At 59.2% G+C, this 24835-nt stretch carries 23 protein-coding genes; 5 read left to right on the top strand and 18 right to left on the bottom strand.

Features of this window, described 5'->3' with window-relative positions:
• Positions 1-355 precede the first annotated feature (355 nt).
• From CE491_RS16015 to urtA, 11 genes are all read right to left on the bottom strand, one after another.
• Positions 356-1234 (bottom strand): urease accessory protein UreD, encoded by an 879-nt coding sequence (locus CE491_RS16015; protein WP_110949304.1) that lies wholly within the window; start codon positions 1232-1234, stop codon positions 356-358.
• Positions 1231-1884: an urease accessory protein UreG gene (gene ureG, locus CE491_RS16010; protein WP_234407612.1), complete on the bottom strand. Its 654-nt coding sequence runs from the start codon at positions 1882-1884 to the stop codon at positions 1231-1233. The genes CE491_RS16015 and ureG overlap by 4 nt, the downstream gene beginning before the upstream one ends.
• A gap of 27 nt (positions 1885-1911) precedes the next feature.
• Positions 1912-3624: an urease subunit alpha gene (gene ureC, locus CE491_RS16005; RefSeq protein WP_110949302.1), complete on the bottom strand. Its 1713-nt coding sequence runs from the start codon at positions 3622-3624 to the stop codon at positions 1912-1914.
• 3 nt (positions 3625-3627) lie between these two features.
• Positions 3628-4323 carry an urease subunit beta gene (locus CE491_RS16000; protein WP_110949301.1) on the bottom strand — a complete coding sequence of 232 codons (696 nt, stop codon included), beginning with the start codon at positions 4321-4323 and terminating at the stop codon, positions 3628-3630.
• 42 nt (positions 4324-4365) lie between these two features.
• Complete coding sequence (locus CE491_RS15995; RefSeq protein ID WP_110949300.1) at positions 4366-5097, bottom strand: urease accessory protein UreF; 732 nt, start codon at positions 5095-5097, stop codon at positions 4366-4368.
• The gene (gene ureE / locus CE491_RS15990) at positions 5094-5534 is read right to left on the bottom strand and encodes an urease accessory protein UreE (RefSeq protein ID WP_110949299.1); all 441 of its coding nucleotides are present in this window, start codon (positions 5532-5534) and stop codon (positions 5094-5096) included. Before ureE ends, CE491_RS15995 begins: the two co-directional genes overlap by 4 nt.
• 23 nt (positions 5535-5557) lie before the next feature.
• Positions 5558-6247 (bottom strand): urea ABC transporter ATP-binding subunit UrtE, encoded by a 690-nt coding sequence (gene urtE / locus CE491_RS15985; RefSeq protein ID WP_110949298.1) that lies wholly within the window; start codon positions 6245-6247, stop codon positions 5558-5560.
• Positions 6248-6249: 2 nt separating this feature from the next.
• Positions 6250-6987, bottom strand: coding sequence for an urea ABC transporter ATP-binding protein UrtD (gene urtD, locus CE491_RS15980; RefSeq protein ID WP_110949297.1), 738 nt, complete (start codon positions 6985-6987; stop codon positions 6250-6252).
• Positions 6987-8126: an urea ABC transporter permease subunit UrtC gene (gene urtC, locus CE491_RS15975; protein WP_110949296.1), complete on the bottom strand. Its 1140-nt coding sequence runs from the start codon at positions 8124-8126 to the stop codon at positions 6987-6989. Before urtC ends, urtD begins: the two co-directional genes overlap by 1 nt.
• A gap of 1 nt (position 8127) precedes the next feature.
• Entirely contained in the window at positions 8128-9030 is a 903-nt protein-coding gene (gene urtB, locus CE491_RS15970) for an urea ABC transporter permease subunit UrtB (protein WP_110949295.1), read from the bottom strand.
• A 79-nt stretch (positions 9031-9109) separates the two neighbouring features.
• Complete coding sequence (gene urtA, locus CE491_RS15965; RefSeq protein WP_110949294.1) at positions 9110-10288, bottom strand: urea ABC transporter substrate-binding protein; 1179 nt, start codon at positions 10286-10288, stop codon at positions 9110-9112.
• A gap of 713 nt (positions 10289-11001) precedes the next feature.
• Between urtA and CE491_RS15960 the strand changes: the two genes are divergently transcribed.
• The 3 genes from CE491_RS15960 (at position 11002) to CE491_RS15950 (ending at position 14537) form a co-directional block, all read left to right on the top strand.
• Entirely contained in the window at positions 11002-12150 is a 1149-nt protein-coding gene (locus tag CE491_RS15960) for a transporter substrate-binding domain-containing protein (RefSeq protein ID WP_110949293.1), read from the top strand.
• Positions 12147-12779: an ANTAR domain-containing response regulator gene (locus tag CE491_RS15955; protein ID WP_110949292.1), complete on the top strand. Its 633-nt coding sequence runs from the start codon at positions 12147-12149 to the stop codon at positions 12777-12779. Before CE491_RS15960 ends, CE491_RS15955 begins: the two co-directional genes overlap by 4 nt.
• A gap of 213 nt (positions 12780-12992) precedes the next feature.
• Positions 12993-14537, top strand: coding sequence for an amidase (locus CE491_RS15950; RefSeq protein WP_110949291.1), 1545 nt, complete (start codon positions 12993-12995; stop codon positions 14535-14537).
• Between the two features lie 432 nt (positions 14538-14969).
• Here the strand turns inward: CE491_RS15950 and CE491_RS15945 are convergent, their stop codons facing one another.
• Positions 14970-15395 carry a GNAT family N-acetyltransferase gene (locus tag CE491_RS15945; protein WP_110949290.1) on the bottom strand — a complete coding sequence of 142 codons (426 nt, stop codon included), beginning with the start codon at positions 15393-15395 and terminating at the stop codon, positions 14970-14972.
• 208 nt (positions 15396-15603) lie between these two features.
• Here CE491_RS15945 and CE491_RS15940 point away from each other — a divergent pair, with 208 nt between their 5' ends.
• Positions 15604-16086, top strand: a complete 483-nt coding sequence (locus CE491_RS15940) for a GNAT family N-acetyltransferase (protein ID WP_110949289.1) — start codon at positions 15604-15606, stop codon at positions 16084-16086.
• A 252-nt stretch (positions 16087-16338) separates the two neighbouring features.
• Here the strand turns inward: CE491_RS15940 and CE491_RS15935 are convergent, their stop codons facing one another.
• From CE491_RS15935 to CE491_RS15915, 5 genes are all read right to left on the bottom strand, one after another.
• A complete protein-coding gene (locus CE491_RS15935; RefSeq protein WP_110949288.1) occupies positions 16339-17403 on the bottom strand; it encodes an Ldh family oxidoreductase in 1065 nt (354 codons plus the stop codon).
• Positions 17403-18701, bottom strand: coding sequence for an MFS transporter (locus CE491_RS15930; RefSeq protein WP_324881055.1), 1299 nt, complete (start codon positions 18699-18701; stop codon positions 17403-17405). Before CE491_RS15930 ends, CE491_RS15935 begins: the two co-directional genes overlap by 1 nt.
• A 149-nt stretch (positions 18702-18850) precedes the next feature.
• Positions 18851-20197 carry an MFS transporter gene (locus CE491_RS15925; RefSeq protein ID WP_110949286.1) on the bottom strand — a complete coding sequence of 449 codons (1347 nt, stop codon included), beginning with the start codon at positions 20195-20197 and terminating at the stop codon, positions 18851-18853.
• 42 nt (positions 20198-20239) lie between these two features.
• The gene (locus CE491_RS15920; protein WP_110949285.1) at positions 20240-21139 is read right to left on the bottom strand and encodes a dihydrodipicolinate synthase family protein; all 900 of its coding nucleotides are present in this window, start codon (positions 21137-21139) and stop codon (positions 20240-20242) included.
• Between the two features lie 36 nt (positions 21140-21175).
• A complete protein-coding gene (locus tag CE491_RS15915) occupies positions 21176-22360 on the bottom strand; it encodes an enolase C-terminal domain-like protein (protein ID WP_110949284.1) in 1185 nt (394 codons plus the stop codon).
• 97 nt (positions 22361-22457) lie between these two features.
• On the opposite strand from CE491_RS15915, the gene CE491_RS15910 reads away from it, so the two are divergent.
• Entirely contained in the window at positions 22458-23405 is a 948-nt protein-coding gene (locus CE491_RS15910) for a LysR family transcriptional regulator (RefSeq protein WP_234407611.1), read from the top strand.
• An 84-nt stretch (positions 23406-23489) separates the two neighbouring features.
• On the opposite strand, the gene CE491_RS15905 is transcribed toward CE491_RS15910, so the two are convergent.
• Positions 23490-24743, bottom strand: a complete 1254-nt coding sequence (locus CE491_RS15905) for a hypothetical protein (RefSeq protein ID WP_110949282.1) — start codon at positions 24741-24743, stop codon at positions 23490-23492.
• Positions 24744-24835: the final 92 nt, after the last annotated feature.

The following is a 24835-nucleotide window of genomic DNA, read 5'->3' as shown; positions in this document are numbered from 1 at the left end:
TTTATTCAGCGGGTTCGCCGTTGGCCGTCACCGTTCCAGGCGCCGCTGTTCCATCTCGGTCAAGCGTTCGTCTATTCGCGCAATCCGCTGGTTTTGTGCCATTACCTGGACGCCTTCCATGAGCAGGGTTAGTTCCGGGGCCAATTGCTCCGGTTCGACGAGTTCAGGTTGGGTGCAAAGGATGGTCAAGCGAGAACATTGCTTTCGTTTTTGGGTATGGATCGTCGTCGGACCGTGTGCGCGGGTAATCTCTGATAGCGTGGGCTCAGTAAAAGAGCGGCCATCGTTTAATGATCGTCGCTCCGTTTAAGACCTCCTTGATCCAGTAGTTAAATCGTGCACCGAATGCAGTCGGCTATTTGCGACGCACACGCGGTGCGATACCCAACAGCTGTTCCCGCACGGTTGCCCAGGCAATACGCAAGACATTGCGCAGCGCTACAGCGTCCAGGGTCAGGATGCGTACCGAAACTCCACTGTCATTGGCTAACGCACTGACCCCCAGGTAGCTGTCAGGCAGGTCGCGCAGGGCCTTGCGCAACAGGGTTTTCAATACCTCGATCGGCAAGCCCTGGCCGATGAGCATGAAGGTCGCCAGCGCTTGAAACGGCCCACTCACACCCGGTGACCGCCGCGTCATGTCCAGGCCCGTCAGCGCCAGGCGATCTCCCGCCAGCAGTTGTCCGGATGGGGAGCGCACCTCCAGCTCTGCCCGGTAAAAGTCGAACAGGCCGCTGTTGCCCTGCGGCGTGTGCAGACAAAACGCATCACACAGCATTACCCTGGCGCCGGGATGCAACGTTATGTTTACCCGGCTGAGCAATTTGGCCTGGGGGAACAGGATCGTGGCCATCGGCAGGTACTCCAGCAACGCCCCCGCTTCGGCTGTCAGGCTGACGGTCTGTCGTGCCGACGCTTCGAGCATGCTGTGAGCGATGGTCGCCGCGCCAGTACTAACGTGGGCCTGGCTGCCCGGACCGGCCCGCAGCTGCACGTGCAAATCCTCGCCAGCGAAGATACCCCCCGAGCAGGATTGCAGATACACCGCCGCCATGCCGGCCGGATCATCCGGCAGCTTTAACGTGCGGCCCAGATGAAAGGGATAGCCCACCTGCTGGCCGCTGATATAACTGGACCCGGACGGCGCCTGGCTAAAAGCGATGCGTGCCTGCGCTTCAGGTTCAGCGCGTGTTGGAGGAGCCAATGGGCGAAACAGCTTTTGCGTCGCGTTCATGGTTGGTCGAACAGCACGGCGCGGCTGATGGCATCGACCACAGCATCGACTCCGTCACCGGTGGCGCAGTTGGTGAACAGCACAGGGCGCCCGTCACGCGCCTGGGCGGATTCGCGACGCATACGCGGCAGATCAACACCAACGTAGGGCGCCAGATCGTATTTATTGACCACCAACAGATCGCAACTCAACACCCCAGGCCCGCGCTTGCGCGGGATGTCGTCACCGCCCGCCACGTCGATGACGAAAATCCAGTAATCCACCAGATCCAGGGAGAATGTCGACGCCAGGTTATCGCCGCCAGATTCGATGAGGATCAGATCAAGGTTCTTGAAGCGCGCCTCCAGCGCATCGGCCATCTGCAGGTTGAGCGTCGGGTCTTCACGGATCGCCGTGTGCGGGCAGGCGCCGGTCTCCACCGGGATTACCCGTTGTGGATCGATCAGGCCGCTGCGCTGCACCCGCTCGGCGTCCTCCCGGGTGGCGAGGTCGTTGGTGATGATCGCCAGTTCAATACCGCGGGCGATGAAACGCGGGATCAGTTGCTCCAGCAGACGTGTCTTGCCCGAACCCACCGGGCCGCCGATGCCGACGCGTGCGGCGCCAGGATGGGCTTGCGGCAGGGGCAGGGCGTTCAGTGCAGTGCTCATCATAATGTTCCTTTTTATCAGACGCGATCAGCGCAGCATGTAACGCTGGGACAGGGGAACTGCGCTGACCGGTTCGCAGGTCAGGCGCTCGCCGTCGGCGTACACATCGAAGGTTTGCGGATCTACACGGATGTCCGGGCAGGCATCGTTGTGCAGCATGTCGGACTTGCGCAGCGTGCGAGTGCCGAAGGCCGGCAGCATGGCCTTTTTCAGGCCCAGCTTCTGCGCGGTATCGGCCTGCACCGCAAGGCGGTTGACGAAGTTCACCGACAGCGCTTGTTTGGCTTCGCCGAAGGCGCCCCATTGCGGGCGCATCATCAACGGCTCGCAGGTGTACAACGAGGCGGCGGAGTCGCCCATGACGCCATGCACGATGAAGCCGCCCTTGACCACCAGCTCCGGCTTGATGCCGAAGAAGGCCGGGCGCCACAGCACCAGATCGGCGATCTTGCCCGGCTCCAGCGAGCCGATGTAGCTGTCGATGCCGAACACTCGCGCAGCGTTGATCGTGTACTTGGCGATGTAACGCTTGATGCGTTCGTTGTCGCCCAACGCGGTTTTCTCCTCTGGCAAACGGCCGCGCTGATCCTTCATCTTCGACGCCAGTTGCCAGGTGCGGCAGATCACCTCGTTAATGCGGCCCATGCCCTGGCTGTCCGAACCGAGGATCGAAATGGCCCCGGTATCGTGCAGGATATCCTCGGCTGCAATGGTCTGCGGACGCACCCGTGATTCGGCGAATGCCACGTCTTCCGGCACATCCGGATTGAGGTGGTGACAGACCATGATCATGTCCAGATGTTCGTCGAAGGTGTTCACGGTGTAAGGGTTGGTCGGGTTGGTGGAGGAGGGGATGCAGTTGGATTTTCCCGCCACGCTGATGATGTCCGGCGCATGTCCGCCGCCCGCGCCTTCGGTGTGGTACATGTGGATCGTGCGGTCGGCGATGGCGGCCAGCGTGTCCTCGAGAAAGCCCGATTCGTTCAGCGTGTCAGTGTGCAGTTGCACCTGAAAATCGTACTCGTCGGCCACCTTCAGGCAGGTGTCGATGACCGCCGGCATGGCGCCCCAGTCCTCATGGATTTTCAAACCCAGGCAACCGCCGCGCAGCTGGCCCAGCAGCGATTCCGGCCTGCTGGAGTTGCCGCGTCCCAGAAACCCGAAGTTGATCGGCCAGGCTTCGGCCGCTTGCAGCATCTTGCCGACGTTCCATTCTCCGCCGCAGTCGATGCCCACAGTGATCGGGCCCAGAGAACCGCCAATCAGTGTGGTCAGGCCTGCCGCCAACGCGTGGTCGCATAGCTGAGCGGAATCGAAATGCACATGCACGTCTATGCCGCCGGGCGTGACAATCAAGCCCTCGGCGTCGCGCACGGTGGTGGCGACGCCGCAGATCAACTGTGGGTGCACGCCATCCATGACCTGCGGATTGCCGGCCTTGCCGATGGCGACGATCTTACCGTCCTTGATTCCGATGTCACCTTTGACGATACCGATCACCGGATCAATGATCAGCGCGTTGCAGATCAGCATGTCGAGGGCGCCGTCTTCACTGTCGTGACCGGGCATCAGGCCCATGCCATCGCGCAGGGTTTTACCGCCGCCGTGCAGGCATTCATCGCCCGGCATCGAATGATCGAATTCCACTTCGGCCAGCAGCGATGTGTCGCCCAGACGCACGGCGTCCCCTGTGGTGGGGCCGTACATGGCGGCGTATTCCTTGCGAGTCATTGTTGCCATGTTTCAAGCCCCCTTGAAGAACCGGGCACGGGCACGCTCAAGGGCAATCGCCTTGCAGGCCGGATCGTGCAGGTTGCCATTGGTCAAGCCACTGAAGCCGTGGATGTCGCCGCTGCCGCCGAATTGCACCAACTGCACCTCGCGCAACTCACCCGGTTCGAAACGCACCGCCGTGCCGGCCGGGATGTCCAGGTGCATGCCGAAGGCGATTTCCCGGGGGAAATCCAGCGCCTTGTTGACCTCGAAAAAGTGATAGTGGCTGCCGATCTGCACCGGTCGATCGCCGGTGTTGATCGCTCGCAAGCGGGCGGTGGGGCGTCCACTGTTGAGCTGGATATCTTCGTTCGGCGAAAGAATCTCGCCGGGGGTAGGCATCACCGCCAACGGCAAAAAGCCGGGGCGAATCGGCTGATGCACGGTGACCAGTTTGGTGCCGTCGGGGAACGTACCTTCCACTTGCAGTATCGGCAGCAGCTCGGCGACGCCGGGCATCACGTCATCGGTGTCGAGAATCGTTGAGCCGAAGCCGATCAGTTCGGCGACGCTGCGGCCCTCGCGGGCGCCTTCGAGAATTTCATCGGCGATCAGGGCCGAGGCTTCGGGGAAGTTCAGGCGCAAGCCTTTGGCGCGACGCTTGCGCGAGAGTTCGGCGGCGGTGTACAGCGTAAGCCGCTCAAGCTCGGTGGGGGTCAGCAGCATGTTGAAGCTCCTGTGTCGGCGGCAGGCCGTGAGCCTGCCCGCTCAATTGGCGAAAAGACGAAGGTTCTGGGTCTCGTGGCGCATCACGGCGATCTCGGCCATGGGCGTAAAACCGCTGGCGTCATCGGGCGCACAGGGCGCTTCGTCCAGTAGTTCCAGAAGCAGCGGCTGGATGTCAGTCAGCACCCGCTGTGCGTCCACATGGCCCATCACGCCCAACCGCACCGCAGCGCTGACCAGTCCGGTGCACAAGCCATGGGCAGCCGCCAGTTGGCAGTGATCGCGGTGCATGCCCAGCTTTTGCCAGATCAGGCCCTGAACCACCGGCAGATGCCCCGACGTCGTGCCCGCCAGGATGTTCTGCTGGTAGGGCGCGGCGCCCGGCGTACCCAGCGCGACATGCACCCCCAGCAACGATTGCCCGACCCGCCGCGATCCCTGGCGCAGTTCTTCGGCCAGTGTCAGCGCTTCGACCTGGGCGTCCAGCAGCATCAGCGATTGCAGGTCGTCGGCGGCCTGCCAGGCGGCGTCCAGAAACGCACGATCAAAACTGTTCCAGCGATGACGCAGCTGGCCTTCGACGAAGGCGCGCACCTCTTCGCTGCGGTCGTGCCTGAGGCCTCTCTGGCGACGCCCGATGGTGGTGATCGGCGACGTGCCCAGGTGCGCGTCCGCCACCAGTGTTTCCAGCCCCCATGACCAGGCGACGGCGCCGCCGGGGAAAAAGCTGTCGGCCTGTTGCAGTGCCAGCAGGCTGCTGCCGAGCGGACTCATGCGCGCTGCACCCGGCCGTCGGCGAGCATCGGCGCCAGGCGCTCCAGATAGTCGGTTTCGGGGCCGTTGAGCGGAATTTGCAAGGTGTCGCCGGCAAAACGCACGGTCCAGTGCATGTTGCCGGCGAAATAACCGAGTTCCAGCGCGGCCGCTGTATCCCGCGGTTGCAGGCTAAGGAACTGCTGGTCCTGCATCTGCACGACAATGGCGCGCTGGGCGTCGAGCATCAGCACCGAGCCGTTGCGCAACTGTTGATGGCGCTCCAGGCGAATGGCGCAGTCGGTGCCGCGATCACTGGCCAGGCGCAGGCGATGGCGCTGGATGTCACTGCCGGACAGACTGAGGATTTCTACCTGGCCTGCGTGGCTCAGGTCGTGCAATCGGTCGGCGAGGGCAGGGTCGCTGGCCTGGCCGAGGATGCGGTCGAGTATCAACATGGCGTGCTCTCCAAAGGTCGGATTCAGATCGTCAGGTAACGCAGGATGCGTTCCCGGTCGACGGTTTCGCGGACTTCGCTGTGGACGAATTCGCCCTTTTCGATGATCAGGTAACGGTCAGCCACCGCCATGGCGAACGACAGCACTTGCTCGGAGACGATCAGCGAGAAACCGCGCTCTTTTTTCAGCAGATTCAGGGCGCGGGCGATGTCTTTGATGATCGACGGCTGGATGCCTTCGGTGGGCTCATCAAGGATCAGCACCTTGGGGTTGGAGACCAGCGCGCGGGCGATCGCCAGCTGTTGCTGCTGCCCGCCAGAGAGGTTGCCGCCCTTGCGCCCACGCATCTCGAACAGCACCGGGAAGTACTCATAGATGTAGTCGGGAATCGGGGCGACGGGGGCGCCCTGCATGCCGGTGAGGATGTTTTCCTCCACTGTCAGGTAAGGAAAAATCATCCGTCCCTGAGGCACGAAGCCGATCCCGGCGGCGACCCGCTCATAGCTCTTGCCTGTGGTGAGTTCCTGCCCGGCCAGTCTGATGCTGCCGCTACGCGCTGGCAGCATGCCCACCAGGCTCTTGAGCAGGGTGGTCTTGCCCATGCCGTTGCGGCCCATGATCGCCAGCGACTCGGCAGGCGCCAGTTCCAGGTCGAGATTGCGCAGCACATGGCTGTCGCCGTAATACACATTCAGTTGATTGACGCTCAGCATGCTCAGTGCCCCAGGTAGACATCGATGACGCGAGGATCGTTTTGCACCTGATCCATCGAGCCGTAGGCCAGGGTCTTGCCCTGGTGCAGAACAGTGACCTTGTCGGCCACTGACTTTACGAATTCCATGTCGTGCTCGATGATCACCATGGCGCGCCCCTTGGCGATACGCTTTAGCAGGCCTGCGGTTTTTTCCCTTTCGCCGGCGCTCATGCCCGCCACCGGCTCATCAAGAAGCAGCAGTTCCGGGCGTTGCATCAGCAGCATGCCGATCTCCAGCCATTGCTTCTGGCCGTGGGACAACAGCCCGGCCTTGCGCTCCAGCTGGTCCTGCAGAAAGATCATCTCGGCGGTCTGTTCGATTTCCGCTTGCAGGGCTTTGTCCTTGCGGGCGAACAGGCAGTTGAAGATTCCGCGTTTGTCGGGCGAGGAGATGTCCAGGTTCTCGCGAACTGTGAGGTCTTCGTACACCGACGGGTTCTGAAACTTGCGGCCGACTCCGGCGCGGGTGATCCGGTATTCGATCATGTTCGCCAGTTGCAGGTCCTTGAAACGGATGCTGCCGGCACTGGGGCGGGTCTTGCCGCAGATCATGTCCAGCAGCGTGGTCTTGCCCGCGCCGTTGGGTCCGATCACCACGTGCACCTGGTTTTCCTCAACGTAGAAGTTAAGGCTGTCCACCGCCTTGAAGCCGTCGAAGGACACGGTCAGGTCTTCGACACTCAGCAACATGGCGCTCATTACTCCACCTCCTTTTTGCTCACGCGTTGCAGCAGGCCGGCAAGCCCGGTGGGCAGGAACAGCACCACGCCCATGAACAGGAAGCCGATGAAGTACTGCCAGAAATTGACGAAGTTCTCGGACAGGTAGGTCTTGGCCACGCCGATCAGCAGCGTGCCGTACACCGCGCCCACCAGCGACAGGCGTCCACCGAGGGCGGCGTAGATGACGATCTCGGTCGAAGGGATGATGCCTACCAATGAAGGTGACGCCAGGCCCACTTGCAGGGTGAACATCACGCCGCCCAGCGCCGAAATCAGCGCCGCGACCGCGAAGATGAACGCCTTGAACAACGCCGTGTTGTAACCGGAAAACCGCACACGGTCTTCGCGGTCGCGGATCGCCACCACCACTTTGCCCAGCCGGCTGTGCAGGATGAAGCCGCACAAGGCGACGCAGCCGAGCAGCAGCAGCGCGGTGATCAGGTACAGAATCCAGGGCGTCTGCGGCGTTTGCAGGCTCAGGCCGAAGGCGGTCTTGAAGTCGGTGAGACCGTTGACCCCGCCGGTGTAGCCTTGCTGACCGATGATCATGATCGACATGATCGCGGCCAGCGAGAGGGTGATGATCGAGAAGTAGACCCCGCCCACACGCTTCTTGAAATACGCGTAGCTGAAAAGGAAGGCCAGCAATGCCGGGAGGATGAGGATCGCGGCGAAGGTGAAAGTCGCCGACTCGAAGGGCTTCCACCACCAGGGCAGGGCGTCGACGCTGTTCCAGATCATGAAGTCCGGCAGTGCCGAACCGTAAAACGCGGCGAGGGCGCTGGCCGCTTCATCGTTAGCGGTGGCTTCAAGCTTGAGGTACATCGCCATCATGTAGCTGCCCAGGCCGAAGAAAATCCCTTGGCCCAGGCTCAAAATCCCGCCGTAGCCCCAGATCATCACCATGCCCACGGCGCAGAACGCCAGGCTCAGGTACTTGCCGGCCAGGCCCAGGCGGAAATCGCCAAGAGCCAAAGGCAGGATTACCAGCAACAGGATCGACAGCCAGATCAGGCTGTAGCGCTCGATCATCGGTAACAAGCCGCCACTGAACCAGTGCGGCACGTGCGCCGGAGCCTGTGGGCGATGGGCATACTTGTCTGTCATGTCATTCATCTCAGCGTCTCACTTTCGCGGCAAACAACCCGTTGGGGCGCAAGAACAGCAGCACGATCACCACCAACAGGGTGATGGCCTTGGCCATGGAACCGGTGGTCAGGTACTCCAGGGAAATCTGCGTCTGGCCGATGGCGAATGCCGAGAGGAAGGTACCCAATAGACTCTCGACACCGCCAAACACCACGACGATGAAGGTGTCCACAAGGTACTGCTGGCCGCTGACCGGGCCGGTGGACGCAAGCATGGTGAAGGAGCTGCCGGCGATCCCGGCGAGGCCGCAGCCCAGCGCAAAGGTCACGGCGTCGACGCGGGCGGTGTTGATCCCGGCGGCCCCGGCCATGGCGCGGTTCTGGGTCACGGCGCGGATGCGCAGGCCCCAGCGGCTGCGGTAGAGAAACAGAAACACGGCAGCGGCGATGACCAGGGTCAGGCCGATGATGAAAATCCGGTTAAGCGGCAATTCCAGTCCTTCGCTGATCTTCCAAGCGCCTTGCAGCCATTGAACGGTGGGCACGGTAACTTCCTTGGGACCGAAGACCTGACGGAACAGTTGCTGCAGCACCAGGGAGAGGCCCCAGGTCGCCAGCAACGTGTCCAACGGGCGCTTGTACATAAAACGGATGAAACAGCGTTCGAGCAGGAAACCAAAGGCGAACGTCACCACAAAGGCGACACCGATGCCGATGATGAAATACCAGCCCATGTGGTCCGGGAAATAGCGCTGGAACACCACGGAGGTGACGTAGGTCATGTATGACCCCATCGCCATCAACTCGCCATGGGCCATGTTGATCACGCCCATCAGACCGAAAACGATCGTCAGACCCAGCGCCATCAGCACCAGCACCGAGAACAGCGAGAACCCGCTGAATATCTGCATCACCAAAATATCGAATGTCATTGCGTCGCTACCTGTTGCTGCACGTTGACCGGCCACATGGGCGGAAAAGGGCGCGCATCACATCGCGCCCGACCCTACATCACAGTTTCGGAAATGGATTGGGCTCGATGGGCGCGGACTCGTAGATCACGTCAACCTGACCCTGCGCGTTGATGGTCCCAATGCGTGCGCGCTTCCACAGATGATGGTTGTCCTTGTGCACCTTGATCTCGCCTTCAGGCGCATCCAGAACCAGTTCGGAAGAGGCTGCGATCACTGCCGGCACATCGAAGGTGCCGGCTTTTTCCACCGCTTTCTTCCACAGGTAAACGGCGGTATAGGCCGCTGCCATCGGGTCGCCCACGACGCGTTTGTCGCCATAACGGGCCTTGAACGCAGCGACGAATTTTTCGTTGATCGGGTTTTTCAGGCTTTGGAAGTAGCTCATGCAGGTCAGAAAGCCGGTGAGGTTTTCTGCGCCGATGCCGGTGACTTCTTCCTCGGTCACGGCCAGGGCCATCAGCGTCTGGTTGCTGCTGTCGATTCCGGCGGCCTTGAGCTGTTTGTAGAACGCAACGTTGGATCCGCCGACGATGGTGGACAGTACGATGTCCGGCTTGGCGGCCTTGATTTTGTTGATCACCGAGGAGAACTCGATGTTGCCCAATGGCAGGTAATCCTCGCCGACGATGGAGCCGCCCTGCTTGGTCACCGATGCCCGCGCAAGCTTGTTGGTGGTACGCGGCCAGATGTAGTCCGAGCCCACCAGGTAGACGCTCTTGCCCTTGTTCGCCATCAACCAGGTGACGGCGGCCAGAGTTTGCTGTGAAGCTTCGGCGCCGGTGTAAATGATGGCCGGGGATTTTTCCAGGCCCTCATAGAACGTCGGGTAGTAGAGCAATCCCTTGTTGCGCTCGAACACCGGCAATACGGCCTTGCGCGATGCGGAGGTGTAAGCGCCGAACGTGGCGGCGACGTGATCGTTTTCCAGCAGTTTGCGGGCTTTCTCGGCGAAGGTCGGCCAGTCGCTGGCGCCGTCTTCGACAATCGGCTCAATGGTTTTGCCGAGCACGCCACCGCTGGCGTTGATTTGCTCGATGGCCAGTTTTTCTGCATCCACTACCGAAGCTTCACTCATGGCCATGGTGCCGGTCAGCGAGTGGACGATGCCGACTTTCACAGAGTCTGCCTGTGCCTGGCTAACCAGCGAAAACGGCAGCAGGCTGAAGGCTCCCAAGAGCAGAGCGTGCTTGATCAAGCGGCGTTTCTCGTTGTGCATTGCGTTTCTCCCCGGAAATAAAAAAAGCCCGACGTCCCGGTTAAATCAATAACCGAGAGGTCAGGCTTCTTGTGCCGAATCTGGCGGGACAACTGTGTCCGATCCAGTCGTACGCCAGGTGTCTCCCTACTTGCCAAGCGGGGCGTAGGGCAAACAGCTGGCGCGATGTCTCAGAGGAGTTATAGCAAGGGCGGTGCCAATTACCGACAGCTCGGCTTTTCGGCATCTGTGCGGTGGTACGGTTCATGTCCCTGCATTTATAGAACCGTCGAAGCCGCCTGCGCCGCTTTGGCGCGAAACGGTCGTCCGCGCACCAAAACTGTGAGCCAATGCGCCGGGATTTTATGAGACGGCGTTACGCCCAATACCGAAATTAAGCCTTTGCAGTAGGGGCGCTGACGAGCACCGCAAGGCTGCGATAGGGCTCCAGGATGTTCTGCGGTAATCAGGCTTGCGTTGGCGATGGCCCACTATCTGCATTAGTCTTGGACGACACCCTCGCAGGGTGCCTTGTCACACGCCCATTCTCGGCAGGTGTGGAAGGCCTCTCGCATGACTGGCCCCGACAGCGTTGTCGCGCCAGCCCCAGGCACAACCGGCCTGAGAGCAGCCGTTGCGGTATGACGGCGTTCCGCTCAGTCTTCCTTCGCACAGTTTCCAGACCCCCGACCACGAGCGGGCGTCTCATCCCACGTTGAACAAGGTTTTTACCCATGGTTGAGCAGTCGATCCGCATAGGCGGTCTGTTTTCCGACACCGGCGTCACCGCTGCCGCCGAGGGCTCGACGATGCGCGGTGCGCAGTTCGCGATCCAGCAGATAAACGCAGCCGGTGGTGTCGATGGCAGGCTCCTGGAGCTGATTACCCGTAATCCCGACTCGACCCCTGCGCTATACGCCATGCACATCGAGTCGCTGATCCGCGAAGAACACCTGCGTTTCTTCTTCGGTTGCTACACCTCCGCCGCGCGCAAAGCGGCGCTACCGATTGTCGAGCGTTACGACGCACTGCTGCTTTACCCGGTGTACTACGAAGGTTTCGAATATTCGCGCAACATCATTTACACCGGTGCCACGCCGAACCACAACGCACTGCCGCTGGGCAACTACATGCTGGAAAACTTCGGCAATCGCGTGTTGATGATCGGTTCGGAATACGTCTATCCCTACGAAACCAACCGCCTGATGAGCGACCTGCTATACGAACGCGCAGGCACCAAGCTGGGGGAGTATTACCTGCCGCTGAAAAATGCCCGGCCTGAAGATTTCGCCAGGCTGATGCTCAAGGCGAAGGAGCTGAAACCGTCGTTCATCTTCTCCACTGTAGTTGGGGAAACCATGGGCCACTTGTATCAGGCCTACGCCGACGCCGGTTTCGATCCTGCGATCATGCCGATTGCCAGCCTGACCACCAGCGAAACCGACCTCAAGCAAATGGGTGTGCATCTGGGGGCGGGGCACATTTCAGCGGCCACGTATTTCCAGTCGGTGGACACGCCGAACAATCGTGAGTGCATCGCGCGGTACCGTGAGCTGTTCGGTCAGCATCAGGTCACCGACCGCTGTTGGGAGGCCGCGTATTTTCAGGTACACCTGCTGGCCAAGGCGATCATCCGCGCGGGCAGCACCGAAGTGGAGGATGTGCTGCAAGCCATGCGCGGCCTTGAGTTCGAAGCGCCGCAGGGTCGCATCCGAGTAGACGCCAACAACCACCACACGTACCTGTTTTCGCGGATCGGTCGAGCCAACGCCGAAGGCCAGTTCGACATTCTTTACGAAAGCCAGGCCGCGCTCAAACCCGATCCTTACGCCATCGCACCGAATTTCAATGACTGGTCCAGCTCCGCCGGGAGTCTGCCATGACCTTGCGTGCCGCCAAAAAACGCCTGCGCAGCGACAGCGCCGGGGGCATCAAGGATCTGCGTGACATCAGTGTGCTGGTGATGCACCCGGACGATGACGACGGCCGCAACCTGATCGAGCAGTTGCAGCGCATCGGCTGCCAGGTGCGTGTGCAGTGGCCGATCCCGGAGCGTTTGACCCTTGAAACCGATGTCATCGTCCTGGCGGTATCGCCGGAGAGCCTGTCAACCAACACCCCGTGGCTGTTGCACGCCAGCACGCCGCCGATCATTCCGGTGATCGCTTATGAAAACCCGATCATCGTCGAGGCGCTGGTGCAGCTCAATGCCTGCTCGGTGATCCCTTCACCGGTCAGATCATTCGGTCTGCTCACCGCGCTGGCGATCACCCTCAGCCAGTCACGCAAGGCCCGCGAGCGCGAAAAGCACGTCAAGCGGCTGGAAGGACGCATGGCGGTAATGCGTACGGTGCAGCAGGCGAAAATAATCCTGATCGAAACCAAGGGCATGTCGGAAATCGATGCCTACAACGCCTTGCGCGATCAGGCCATGGCCAAACGCGAACCGGTGGAGAAAATTGCCGAGGCGCTGGTCAAGGCCCACGAGTTGTTTCAACGCGCCTGTACCTGAACAGTCTTTGAGCCCGGCCTTCGCGGACCGGATCCTCTTCTGCGTGGACGTTTGCCATACGCCCTCACTCGGCAAGTATGGAGCGCTGCGTGGCGACCGGCCTGGACAACGGAGTCCTCCGGAGAGCCGCAGCCTGTGCATCGAGCACAGCCGGTTCGAGTCGATGATCGCCCGATCTGCGGGCCATCGTTAATCTGATCTGGAGAACACACCATGTCCGTAAAACGCCCCAGCAAAGCCGACTTTTTGATCGCTGCCGAAGATCATGGCTATCACCTGTCCGACAGCCAGATGGAGTCCTTCCTCAGCCTTGCTGATGAAACGCTGGATTCCTACGAAGCCATCGACAAGCTGTACGCCGCCAACGTTGCGCAGCAGCCACCCAAGCGCGAGTACAGCAAGGCGCCCGACGCCGATAACCTGCATGGCGCCTGGTACGTGAAAACCAGCATCGCCGGTGCCGCACAGGGGCCCTTGGCGGGCAAGACCGTTGTGATCAAGGACAACGTGTCGGTGGCCGGTGTGCCTATGGCCAACGGCTCGTTGAGCCTGGACGGCTACATCCCTTCCGAAGACGCTACGGTGGTCAAACGCCTATTGGCGGCCGGCGCTACGGTAGTCGGTAAGTCAGTGTGCGAAGACCTGTGTTTTTCCGGGGCCAGTTTCACCGCCGCCAGCGGTCCGGTGAAAAACCCCTGGGACATGACTCGCAACGCCGGCGGATCTTCCAGCGGTAGCGCAGTTCTGGTTTCACTCGGCGAGGTCGACATGGCCATTGGCGGCGACCAGGGCGGGTCGATCCGTATGCCTTCGGCCTGGAGCGGCGTTGTCGGGCATAAACCGACGTACGGCCTGGTGCCGTACACCGGTGCATTCCCCATCGAACGCACTATCGATCACGTCGGCCCAATGGCTAATAACGTGCGCGATGTGGCGATGATGCTCGACGTCATCGCTGGGGCCGACGGCCTTGATTCACGGCAGAAAAGCCCGCCTGCGGTCAACTGCGTTGCGACCCTGGATCAGGGCGTGGCCGGCCTGAAAATCGGCTTGTTGCGCGAAGGGTTTGCCATTCCAGGCGTCTCTGACCCCCAAGTCGACGCATTGGTGAAAGCGGCCGTCGAGCAGCTTGAAAAACTGGGCGCTACCGTCGGTGAGGCCAGTGCCCCCTGGCATTCGGGCGTCGCCATGAACCTATGGAACGTCATCGCTACCGACGGTGCGGCCTACCAGATGCTGCAAGGCAATGGCTACGGCATGAACGTCGACGGCTACTACGATCCGGACATCATGAGTTACTTCGGTGAAAAGCGTCGCGAACACGCAGACGCGTTGTCCAGCAGCGTGCGAGCGGTCGCCCTGACCGGTCACTACAGCCTGAAAAACCTGCACGGCGCGTACTACGCCAAAGCGCGGATGCTGGTGCCTGAACTCACCCGGCAATACGACGAGGCATTCAAGCATTTCGACGTGCTGGTAATGCCGACCATGGCGTTCCTGGCGACTCCGTTGACCGCGGCTGATGCGCCTGTCGAGGAGTATGTGCACAGCGCCCTCGACATGCTGGCCAACACGGCGCCGTTCGACTTGACCGGGCATCCGGCAACGTCAATTCCAGCCGGCCTTGCAGACGGCTTGCCGGTCGCGATGATGATCGTCGCACCACGCTTCAAGGACGCCTTGGTACTACGTGTTGCCCAGGCTTATGAGCTGGCCCGCGGAGCATTCCCTAAACCGCCGCGCGTGCAAGCACGTTAACGATGACGCAGCGCTGGCGACGTGTTCGCTGGCGCCTGCGTTCACTCCCGGGCACTCTTTTAACAACTCCTGGTTAACCCATTATCCTTCGCCGAAATCTGCCGGATGCATCGTTTCGAGTTGTCCGTTTAAAACAGGTGCGCATCTGGTCGATAGCGGTCACTCACATACGCAATCAACAGCATGACCATGCCTCCTCGACAGGTCGCGGCCAACTCGGACAACCTCACGAATAGGACGCACGAACTTCAGGGAAGACTGTACGAGCTCGCCGCGACCCAGCAATCCGGGGCATTCAGCGCGCGGACTTGGCTGAGAATCCTCATCCGTGCTGGATCGTCCGCAATACGTTCTTTCAACCACCGTTGCTGCTCCATGAATTTACTCGGATTGTCCGTCATCTCGAATGATCTTCTACGCCGAGGACTGAATTCAGGCGGTGAGTGGTTTCAGCAGCGTGTGTCGAGTCCAAGGACCGCAGTACTCAGGCACCTGGACGAGGGTGATGTAGCCTGTTCGTTGATACCATTGGGCGATGCCGTTATCCAGGGTCTCAATAATGGCGTCTACACAGCCTCGTTCAGCGGCGAGTGTCTCGATCCTGTGCAATGCCTGCGCCCCGAGCCCATGGCCTCGCCACTGCGGAGCGATCCATAGAAAGTCGATGAATAGCCGTTTGAACTCGGTGCGGCCTGTGACGCCTCCGACCAGCGACGAATGTTCGGTGATGGCGCAGGCAATTGATTGAGCGTTCCCGCCATACGTCCGGGCCAATTCACGGCCCGTATCGATCACACCGCTTCTGATCGCCTGCATGAAGCTTGTATCGACCTGCTGATTCGTGATCCATTCTTTCATCCCATGACTCCGTGCGTGCTCAGGCTGCCGATGCACAAGCAATTGAAGGGCCAATCAGGCTGGAGCCATTGCATTGCCAAGCAGCGGGTCGGCGTGGAAGGCGCGGTCAAAGCATCAGGCGCATTGATTACGAGGAAAGTATTAAAATAGGTTTCATCGTGCGACAGCGCAGTTGTCTGCAATATCGCGAATAGGAGCATTAAAGAGAATGGATAAGTCGATCAACTGCCGTCAGGCTACCGCCGCTGATGTGCCTGCTATTTGTGAGTTGGGTCAGTTGCTCAACACGATCCATCACTCGGCACGGCCAGAAATCTACACCGCTGCTACACATGACCCCTCTCGGGATGCCCCCCATTGGATGAGTTTTTTCGAGAGACCGGGGCAGATTGTCTTCATGGCACATGTCGGTGAGATAGCGGCGGGGTTCATCACTGCCAGCCTATCGGCAGGCAGTGGTCCCCTGATGCAACCAATGGAATTTGTTCGAATCGGCTCGGTATGCGTGGCGCAGCGCTTTTGGGGGCGCGGTATCGGTCGCAAACTTGTGCAATTGGTCCAGGCGTGGGGGATTGAACACGGCGCCAAAGATATAAGATTGGCCGTTTGGACGTTTAACACCCCTGCGATTCGGTTGTATGAGGAGCTAGGGTTCGAGACGCGTGCTTTTGAGATGGGAATGCCACTTTGACCTGGTTTTTACGTGGAAACCCGCTCGCCCGGCCGACCGCTATCGACCCATTGCGGATTTCTCCAGACCTACTCCCTTGCATCTTTCTCCCCATTTCGGCGCTCAGAACGTTATAGATGACTGTACCCTGGAGACGCCTAGCTCAGTTTAACCGCTGCCGAATTATGAGGGTGGTACTTCGTGACAGCGCTCGCCGCTGTATCCCCGAGGCGGCTCAGAACCTCCTCCACAGAAGCATACCGAGTACGCCGATCAGCGCCGTACGTCAGGAAACGCCACCTCAAATCGTTCAGCCCATGGGCGCAACCGCGATATGATTTCATCGCTCAGAGAAATGCCCTCAGATAGTTGCCGTTCGCGGTTAGCCATTGCTCGTTCCCCAGGCAATCTGACCCCTGCCGATCCAGCGCGAGGTCTGCTTTGTCGACAGCTGGCAACGAGATACTCCATCTCGTCCAGGAAAAGTTCGCGTCCAGCGAAGCTATCTGGATCGATGACTTGAATGAAGACTCCCTGGCCATACATATCCGGTGATTGGCGCCTACCGCTCCCACCTAACGCCAGGCTGAAGGCTTCGACCATCAGACCCAAACCAAAACCTTTGTACCCCTGATCCAGTCCTCCTAAAGGCAAAATGCTTCCTGGCGGTGTGCGTTGCAGCACCGCAGGGTCAAGGGTTGGTTCTCCCTCACTGTCAAGCAACCAGGCGGCTGGTAGCTCGCGGCCTTGCGTGGCGAAGTCCCTGAAAAAAGTGTTGGTGGCCACCGAGGTGCATTGGTCTATGAGAATAGGCGTACCTCGCGTTGGAATGCCCCAAGCAACCGGGTTGGTCGTCAGCACAGGATCTCTTCCGCCGAAGGGCGCTACTGAACGAATTCCTGGGTTTGTAGCGTTGAGCGTCACCAGCAGGTTTTTTTGCACAAGGGGAAGCAGGTAAGCCTGAAGACAACCTATGTGCGAGCAGTCCGCGATGGTTGCACTGACCACCCCCTGATCCGCAACACGCTTGAGCAACTCTTTCATGGCCAGACCCATCACCCATGCGCCGGGCGCACGCTGGGCATGCCAGGAGAATGCATTGGGTTGGTCGTGGAGCACTGACAATTCGGCGCGCGGCCGAATGTGCCCTGCCTCTATCCGTTCCAGGTACGCACTCATATACGCAAGCCCGTGGGTGCTATATCCGAACAGATCAGCGTCCAGCATTCGTTGCGCCATGGGGATCGCTCGCTCCTTGGGTACGCCGCCGCGCTCCAAGAGTTTGCAGGCGAAGCCTTCGAGTGCGTGAGGGTCAAAGCGTTGAGTTGCAGCAGGCATTAGTGTGCTCCAGCTTCATCAGAGGTTTTTTCGGGCATGTCGAGACGTCGCAGCGGGCCGACAATCAGCAGGTAGCTGAGCATGGCGACCAACGCGTGAGCTGCCACAAAATACAGCGCGACGGTAAACGAGCCTGTGGCTTGAACGGTGTAGCCGATCACGATCGGTGTGATGATCCCGGAGATATTGCCGGCGATGCCAAACACACCGGTCGCCATGCCGACGATTGGGGGAGGAGATGTGTCAACTACCACCGCGAGGCCGATTTGTGCGAGACCTTTGCCAAAAAGTGCCAGGCACATGAGGCCGACGATTACGTAGATCGAGTCGGTGAAGTTGCAGAAGACCAAGCCCGAGGCCAAGGCCATTCCGACAATGAACGGGGCTTTGCGCGCAATCGTCACCGAGCCTCGACGCTTGAGCAAACTGTCAGAAAGCACTCCACAAAGAATACTTCCGATAAAACCGCAGATGGCGGGCAATACGGCGATAAATCCTACTTCGAGAATGTTCATGCCCCGGCCCTTCACCAGGTAGATCGGAAACCAGGTGATGAAGAAGTATTGCAGCCCCGTGATGCAGTACTGCCCGATGTAAATACCCAGCATCATGCGACTCTTGAAGAGCACGCAGATGGAGGACAGCTTAGGCGGCAGGGTCTTGCGTTTGGCGCTTTCAATGTCGATCAGGGCGCCGTTTTCTCTGAGGTACTCAAGCTCCGCTTTGTTCACCCTTGGGTGGGTATCTGGAGTCCGCATCTGCCAGAACCAGAACAGTGACAGCAACATGCCAATCGCACCCATGAACCAGAAGACGTAATGCCAACTCAATGCATGGCTCAGCATGCCCATGATCGGGACGAACAACACGACGGCTACGTATTGCGCGGAAGAGAAGATCGACGTCGCCAAACCGCGTTCTTTCAGCGGGAACCAGGCTGAAACGATGTAATTGTTCGCCGGGTAGATGGGGGCTTCGACGAAACCCACCAGGAAGCGAAGCACGAAAAACGTACCGACCACCATTCCTGATGGCAGCCAACTTATCGTTCCTTGCAAGGATGTCAGGAACGACCAGAGGAACAGCGCGGCCCCATAGACCTTAACCGAGTTGAAGCGGTCGAGCACCCATCCGCCTGGCAGTTGCCCCAGTACGTAAGCCCAGGCGAACGCTGAGAACAGATATCCCATGGTGATTGCATCGAGCCCAAGCTCATGGGACAAGGCGTCACCGGCGATCGACAGATTCGCCCGGTCGCCAAGATTGATCGCCGTGGCAAGCACGATCAGCGCCAGCACGTAATATCGGACATGGGTCCTCGCAGCAGTGCTCGCTGCTGCATGAACGGTGTGCGCTTTCAGGGACGTGGACATGGAACCTCCGTCAGCCTAACGACTTGTTATTTTCAGAAGACGATGTACAGCACCAGTGAGGCTTTTAGGCCTTATCACATACGGCGCGGATTGATGGGGTGTGCCAGCGGATGGATCTTTCCGACAATCAGCAGGTAGGAGAGGGCACCTATCAAGCCATGAGCGGCGACGAACCATAGGGCCTGGGTAAATGAACCTGTGGCTTGCAGTGCATAACCGATCACGATCGGGGTAACGATGCCCGAGATGCTGCCGAAGAGGTTGAACAGCCCACCGGCAAGACCAACCAGATGGCGGGGAGCCGTGTCCGCGACCAATGCGAAATTGACGGCGGCAAGGCCTTTGCCGAAAAGTGCCAAAGTCATTAGGCCCACAATGACGTAGGTGGAGTCGACGAAATTGCAGAACAGCACGCTTGAGGACAGCAACAAGCCTGTAACGAATGGGACCTTGCGCGCTATAGAGAGGCTGTAACCCTTCCTGGTCAGTCCATCCGAAAGCATCCCCCCGAGAATACCGCCAATGAACCCGGCGATTGCCGGTAGCATCGCGACAAACCCTACGTCGACAATATTCATTCCGCGTCCTTTGACCAGGTAGATAGGGAACCAGGTCAGGAAGAAATATTGCATCGACGTCAGGCAGTACTGGCCCAGGTAAATCCCGAGCATTTGACGGCTGCCCAAGAAGAGCTTGAGATCCACTAGACGGATTCTGCTGTTCTGGCGCTGGGCCGAACCACCTTCAACATTTGCCCCTCCTTCGCGTAGGTGCTCAAGTTCAAGGGCGTTGACGCCAGGATGCTGCATTGGGGTATGCATCGTCTTGGCCCAGACGCCGGCTAGCACTACACCGAGACCGCCCATTACCCAGAAGACCCACTCCCAGCCAGCTTTATGGACCAGGATTCCCATAAACGGCACAAAAACCAATACCGCGACGTACTGTGCAGAGTTATACACAGACGTGGCGGTGCCGCGTTCTGAAACAGGAAACCAACTGGCCGTAATGCTGCTGTTGCCAGGCGAAAGTGGAGCCTCTACCAGGCCCATCAGGAAACGCAGGGCAAAAAGCCCTGCAACCACCCAGCCCGTGGGGCCCAAACCGATGAATCCTTGGGCGAGGGTGATAGCCGACCAGATACACAAGGCCAAGCCATACACCCTGATAGCGCCGAAGCGGTCAAGCAACCAGCCTGCGGGCAACTGTGCGAGCACATAGGCCCAGGAAAAAGCCGAGAACAGATAGCCCAGTTGAATCGGGGAGATGCCCAATTCTGCGCTCATCGCGGAACCCGCGATGGACAGGTTTGCTCGGTCAGCCAGTGCAACGGCGCTTGCAATCACCAGCATGGCAAGGGTGCCATATCGAACGCGTGAGCGCTTCTCGACCACTGCAAGGTCCAGGGTTTGGTCTTTCATCTAACGTCTCCAGGATTATTTTTATTCGGAGAAGGGAAAGCGTTACCGGCCCAGGCGTTTCTCCAGCCGTGTGACTAAACGGTCGATCTCGCCGAGATCTTCTGTCGACAACTTCGGCCCTGGGGTACGCATTGTGGCGTGACGAATCGCACCGCGCCGCCGCATAACCTCCTTGCGAGCGCTGACCCCCCAAAAGCCCATGGCTTCGTAGCGCAGCAGTGGCAGGTAAATGTCGAACAGATCGTCTGCCTCCTCGAAGCGCCCAGCGCTGTGCAGCTTGTAGACCTGAGACAGCATCTCGGGGTAGGAGAAACCGGCCATCGGCCCGTCCGCGCCACGCTGGAGTTCAAGCGGCAGATACATGGCGTTGTTGCCAGTGAGGATTGCTACACGTCGACTCAACCCGGCACGAAGGCGGCTGATCTTGTTGAGGCATGGAAGGTCTTCTTCCTTGATCAACTGGATCTCTTCATGCCGATTGATGAGCTGATGAATCAACGGTACGGACATCGCCACCTTCGAAGCAAAGGGGAAATCCTGGAGCACCGTGGGTGTGTCCTCGACACGACGAAACGCTTCGCCAAAGTAGTTCAGAATGTCTTCATCGGTTTGCAAGCCTGCGGGTGGAGCGATCATGACGCCCGCTGCACCCAGATCCATGACCTCGCAGCTGAACTGCGAGAGTTGCGCCAGGCTCGGATTACTGACGCCGACCACCACGGGCAAACCTTCTGCGCACTGGATATAGCGTTGTGCAACCTGGCGCGCTTCCTCGGCCGAAAGCTTGCCCGCTTCGCCACTGACGCCAAGAACAGTAAATCCGCTCGCGCCATGTTCCCGGTAGAAGTCAACCAACGAATTGATGCTGTCCAGGTCGACGTTACCGGCCTCGTCGAATGGTGTTTGCGCCACGATATAGACGCCCTTTGCAGTATTGAGCATGTGACCTCCTCAAGGTCCAGAAAGATGGAAGGGCGCTTAGCGTTTATTTAGATCAAACACGTGATGAGCAGTGGTATGACGTTTGATGTAGTCCCAGTCGTAAGTCACACCAAGCCCTGGGCCCGTTGGCACCGGTACGGTGCCGTCTGCATCGATGCAGTCGAGCTGGTCGGAGTAGTCGCAGGCGTAAACCTGTGGAATGTTGTTCGCGCAATCGGGGCCTACCAGCGCAATCTCATAGAAGTTCGAGTTGCGGATCGCGCCCATGACATGTCGGTGCGCAGGGCCGACAGCATGAATTTCAACATCCAGGCCAAAGGCTTCAGCCATGCGCGCGGTCTTGATGGCCCCGGTGATCCCCATGTCATATTCAGGATCGACCCGTACGAAATCGGTGCCACCGGCAATCAGAAAATCGGTCTTTGGCTCAAGGCCACGAACATGCTCACCAATGAGCAGTGGGGTCTTTAGCATTTCACGCAATTTTTTGTGGGAGAAGGCAGATAGCCCTGCATCGCGATACGGATCTTCGAACCAGAAGTAGCTGGCTTCGTCACAGGCCTTGCCCACGTAAAGCGCATCGGCGAACGTTTTCAGGTCACAGGCGCCGTCATACATCAGCTCCATGCTGCTGCCGACAGCCTTGCGCGTTTCCAGAATGGCTGCGGCTTCTTCTCTTGGGTTGCCGTCAAACCAGCCATGAATCTTGTAGCCCTTGTAGCCCATCTCGCGGCAACGTACAGCGAACTCGCCGTAAGCCTGTGGGCTGTCCAGGCCACCGTTGCGGTCGCCATGGAAGGTGCTGGCGTAGGCTTTCAGCCGACTGCGATAGCCGCCAAGTAGCGTTTGGATGGAGGCACCGAGCTGCTTACCGGTCAGGTCCCACAGCGCGATGTCGATCGGGCCGTGGCCCATGTGGTCGAAGTGATGAAGCTTGCGCTTGAACTCGTCATATATCGCTTCGCGGTCATTTGGATTGCGGCCCAGCAGGTCGGGGGCAAGCATCAGAGATTGTGCTAAAGCGGGGCGGGTGCCGCCCCACATCGCGACATATTCTCCGCGCACACCGTCATTGGTTTCGATGACCACGGCGTATTTGGAAAGGGTCATCTTCGCGCCTTTTTTATACGCCACGTGGTTGTGGGTGTGCTCGCCTGCTGCGGCGAGGTTGTGCACGTCGTAGGTGAAGTCGAAGATTTCTACGCGGGTGATGTGGGACATAGGTTCCTTCTCCATTTGTTTTTGTTTTGGAGTGCGTTACCGAGATGCTGCTAGCCCAACATGGGTCGGTCAGCACTCCCTTGGGACCGAGAATAAGTTGGCAATCAATTCGTGTCTAAGCCATATTTGGTATCTGAACGATCCAAAAGGTGAATCGATGATTGGCTTTACCCAACTCCGTTGTTTCGTCGCTGTAGCGACTGAACTGCATTTCGGCCGGGCAGCATTGCTCCTTCATATGACGCAGCCACCGCTAAGCAGGCAGATACAGTTGCTGGAGGATCATCTAGGGGTAGTCCTGCTTCAGAGGACGTCACGCTCGGTGTCGCTGACTCCTGCCGGCACGGCATTTCTGGGGGAGGCGCGCAAGTTGCTGGAACAAAGTGAACGTGCAGTCCAAGTGGCCAGACGGGCTGCAAACATGCTCAGTGGATCGGTGACCATTGGCTTTATGGGGTCTGCGGCTTACAGCTTCATCCCAAAACTGGCAGAACTCGCCCAGATTGAACTGCCAAACATTGATGTCATTTTTCGAGAGATGACTACTCGTGATCAGTGGGAGGCTCTGCCTTTCGGTCGTATCGATCTGGGCATCATTCGCCCTGGCCCCAAGCACGAGGGCCAGGAATCGATTTGCATCGATAAAGGCGATCTTGCTCTGGCAGTTTCCAGAAACCATCCGCTGGCATCCCGTCGCCAGGTCGTGGCTTTGAAACAGTTGGAGGACCTGCCCTTCATCATGTACAGCCAAGTCGGTTGGTACTTTCATGATCTGCTGATGGCAATGTTCGAGCGTGCGAAGGTGAAACCGAGGTACGTGCAGTTCATGGATCAGACTCACGCGATTCTTTCACTCGTCAGTGCAGGCATGGGGGTGGCGATCGTGCCGGAGGACGCGCGCAACGCATGTTTCGAGAATGTCGTGTTCAAGCCGATCCAGAGCCAGACACAGTACGAAAGCCATGCTATATGGCGGGTGGACGACTACGACCCCGCGATTTCTGCCGTGCGTGAACTCGTTCTGCGGCAACGGGTGAGCAGTTAGATCGCCTTCGTGCCACCCGGCGCCAGGGGATCATGTTTTATCGTTTCGCGCAGAAAGCGGCCCACCGGAGTGGGCCGCCAGGCATCAGAAGTAATAGCCGATGTTCACGTTCGTGCGGTAGTACCACTGGTTACTGCCAATGGATGAGGTACTGGTGAAGCCCGTGCCGTTCTCCGCGCCTCCAAAGGGGTTGGAGTTCTTGGCCCAGGTCAGGTCGACCCACGCCATGATCGGCATGGCGAACAGTTGCGCACCGACGGTGTACATCTGCGAGTCATCCCAGCCGCTCTTGTCTTTCATCATCCGGCTGTAGTCGTTGTAGAGCTTGACCTTCTTCAGTTGGCCCAGACCCGGGGTCGGGATGTCATAACTGATGTTGAGCGCTGCAATCGTTGCTTTTGAGGCAATCAGATACGCCGGAGTCAGACCGTTGCCAGCCATCAGAACAGAATCCTTGCTGACGCCGTTCGGGTTTTTCGGATCGTATTCGTAACGTATGGCCTCGGCCCTAGCGCCCCAGGCACCTTTGCTCAGCACGGTGTGCAGACCTGCCGCCCAGTAGCTGCCGTTATCGTCCGTGGTCTCGTTATAGAGCTGGGAGGCAGCTAGCGATGCGCCCACTTCGGCTTTGAAGTCGCCGCTGGTAAAGGTTCGAGCCACACGGCCGTTGACTTGGTTACGCTTCTCGTTGTCCTGCCGGGACTGGGTGACTGCTACAGCGTTGTCTTTGGCGTCGGCGTAGCGGGAAATTTCACCGGAGTAGCGAACATTGTTCGGCGACATGCGCGGGAAAAAGCCCACTTGCACGTCCCACTCAGGGTCTTTGTAGCTGTACTTGGCTCCCAGGCCGTTGCTCACGCCATAGCCCAGGAAGAAGGGCAGGTGATAGCTCCAACCGTATTGCGGATAAGGTTCCAGCCCGAATGGTTTGAACGGCAGACCGACTTGCAGGTTGGACTGCGAGGTCAGGTTATAGCCGACATAGCCGCGGTCGATGGAGCGCTTGTTCAGGTCGTAGAACCAGTAATTGATGTCGAAGAAAGCTTTCTTGTAAGTGCCTTTGACATCGAAGCGCACAGTATCGAACAACCAGCGGGTATTGTTTTCAGTGGTGTCCCAATGCTCATCACGCCAGTTGGTACGAATGGCACCTCCCAGATCGAAGCTCGCGTCGCCAGTGTCGCTGCGCCACGAAATGTGCGGGAATGGTTTCTGCGCTGCAGGTTTCGGCGTGATCGGCGCAGCCGGAGACGGCGTAGTAGTGACATCGGGGCCCTGTTCAGCGGCACACATGCCCGCACTCAGCAACAACCCCGCTCCCAAGATGTATTTTTTCATTGCGACTTCACCCGCACGTTATTCGGCAACTGTTTTGGCTGGCAACAGGAGGCCGCTTATCTCTACGGACAAGTGTTCCTGAAGTTGCACAC

The sequence above is a fragment of the Pseudomonas bohemica genome (assembly GCF_002934685.1).
Classification (GTDB): domain Bacteria; phylum Pseudomonadota; class Gammaproteobacteria; order Pseudomonadales; family Pseudomonadaceae; genus Aquipseudomonas; species Aquipseudomonas bohemica.
This window is presented reverse-complemented; position numbering and strand designations above follow the sequence as displayed.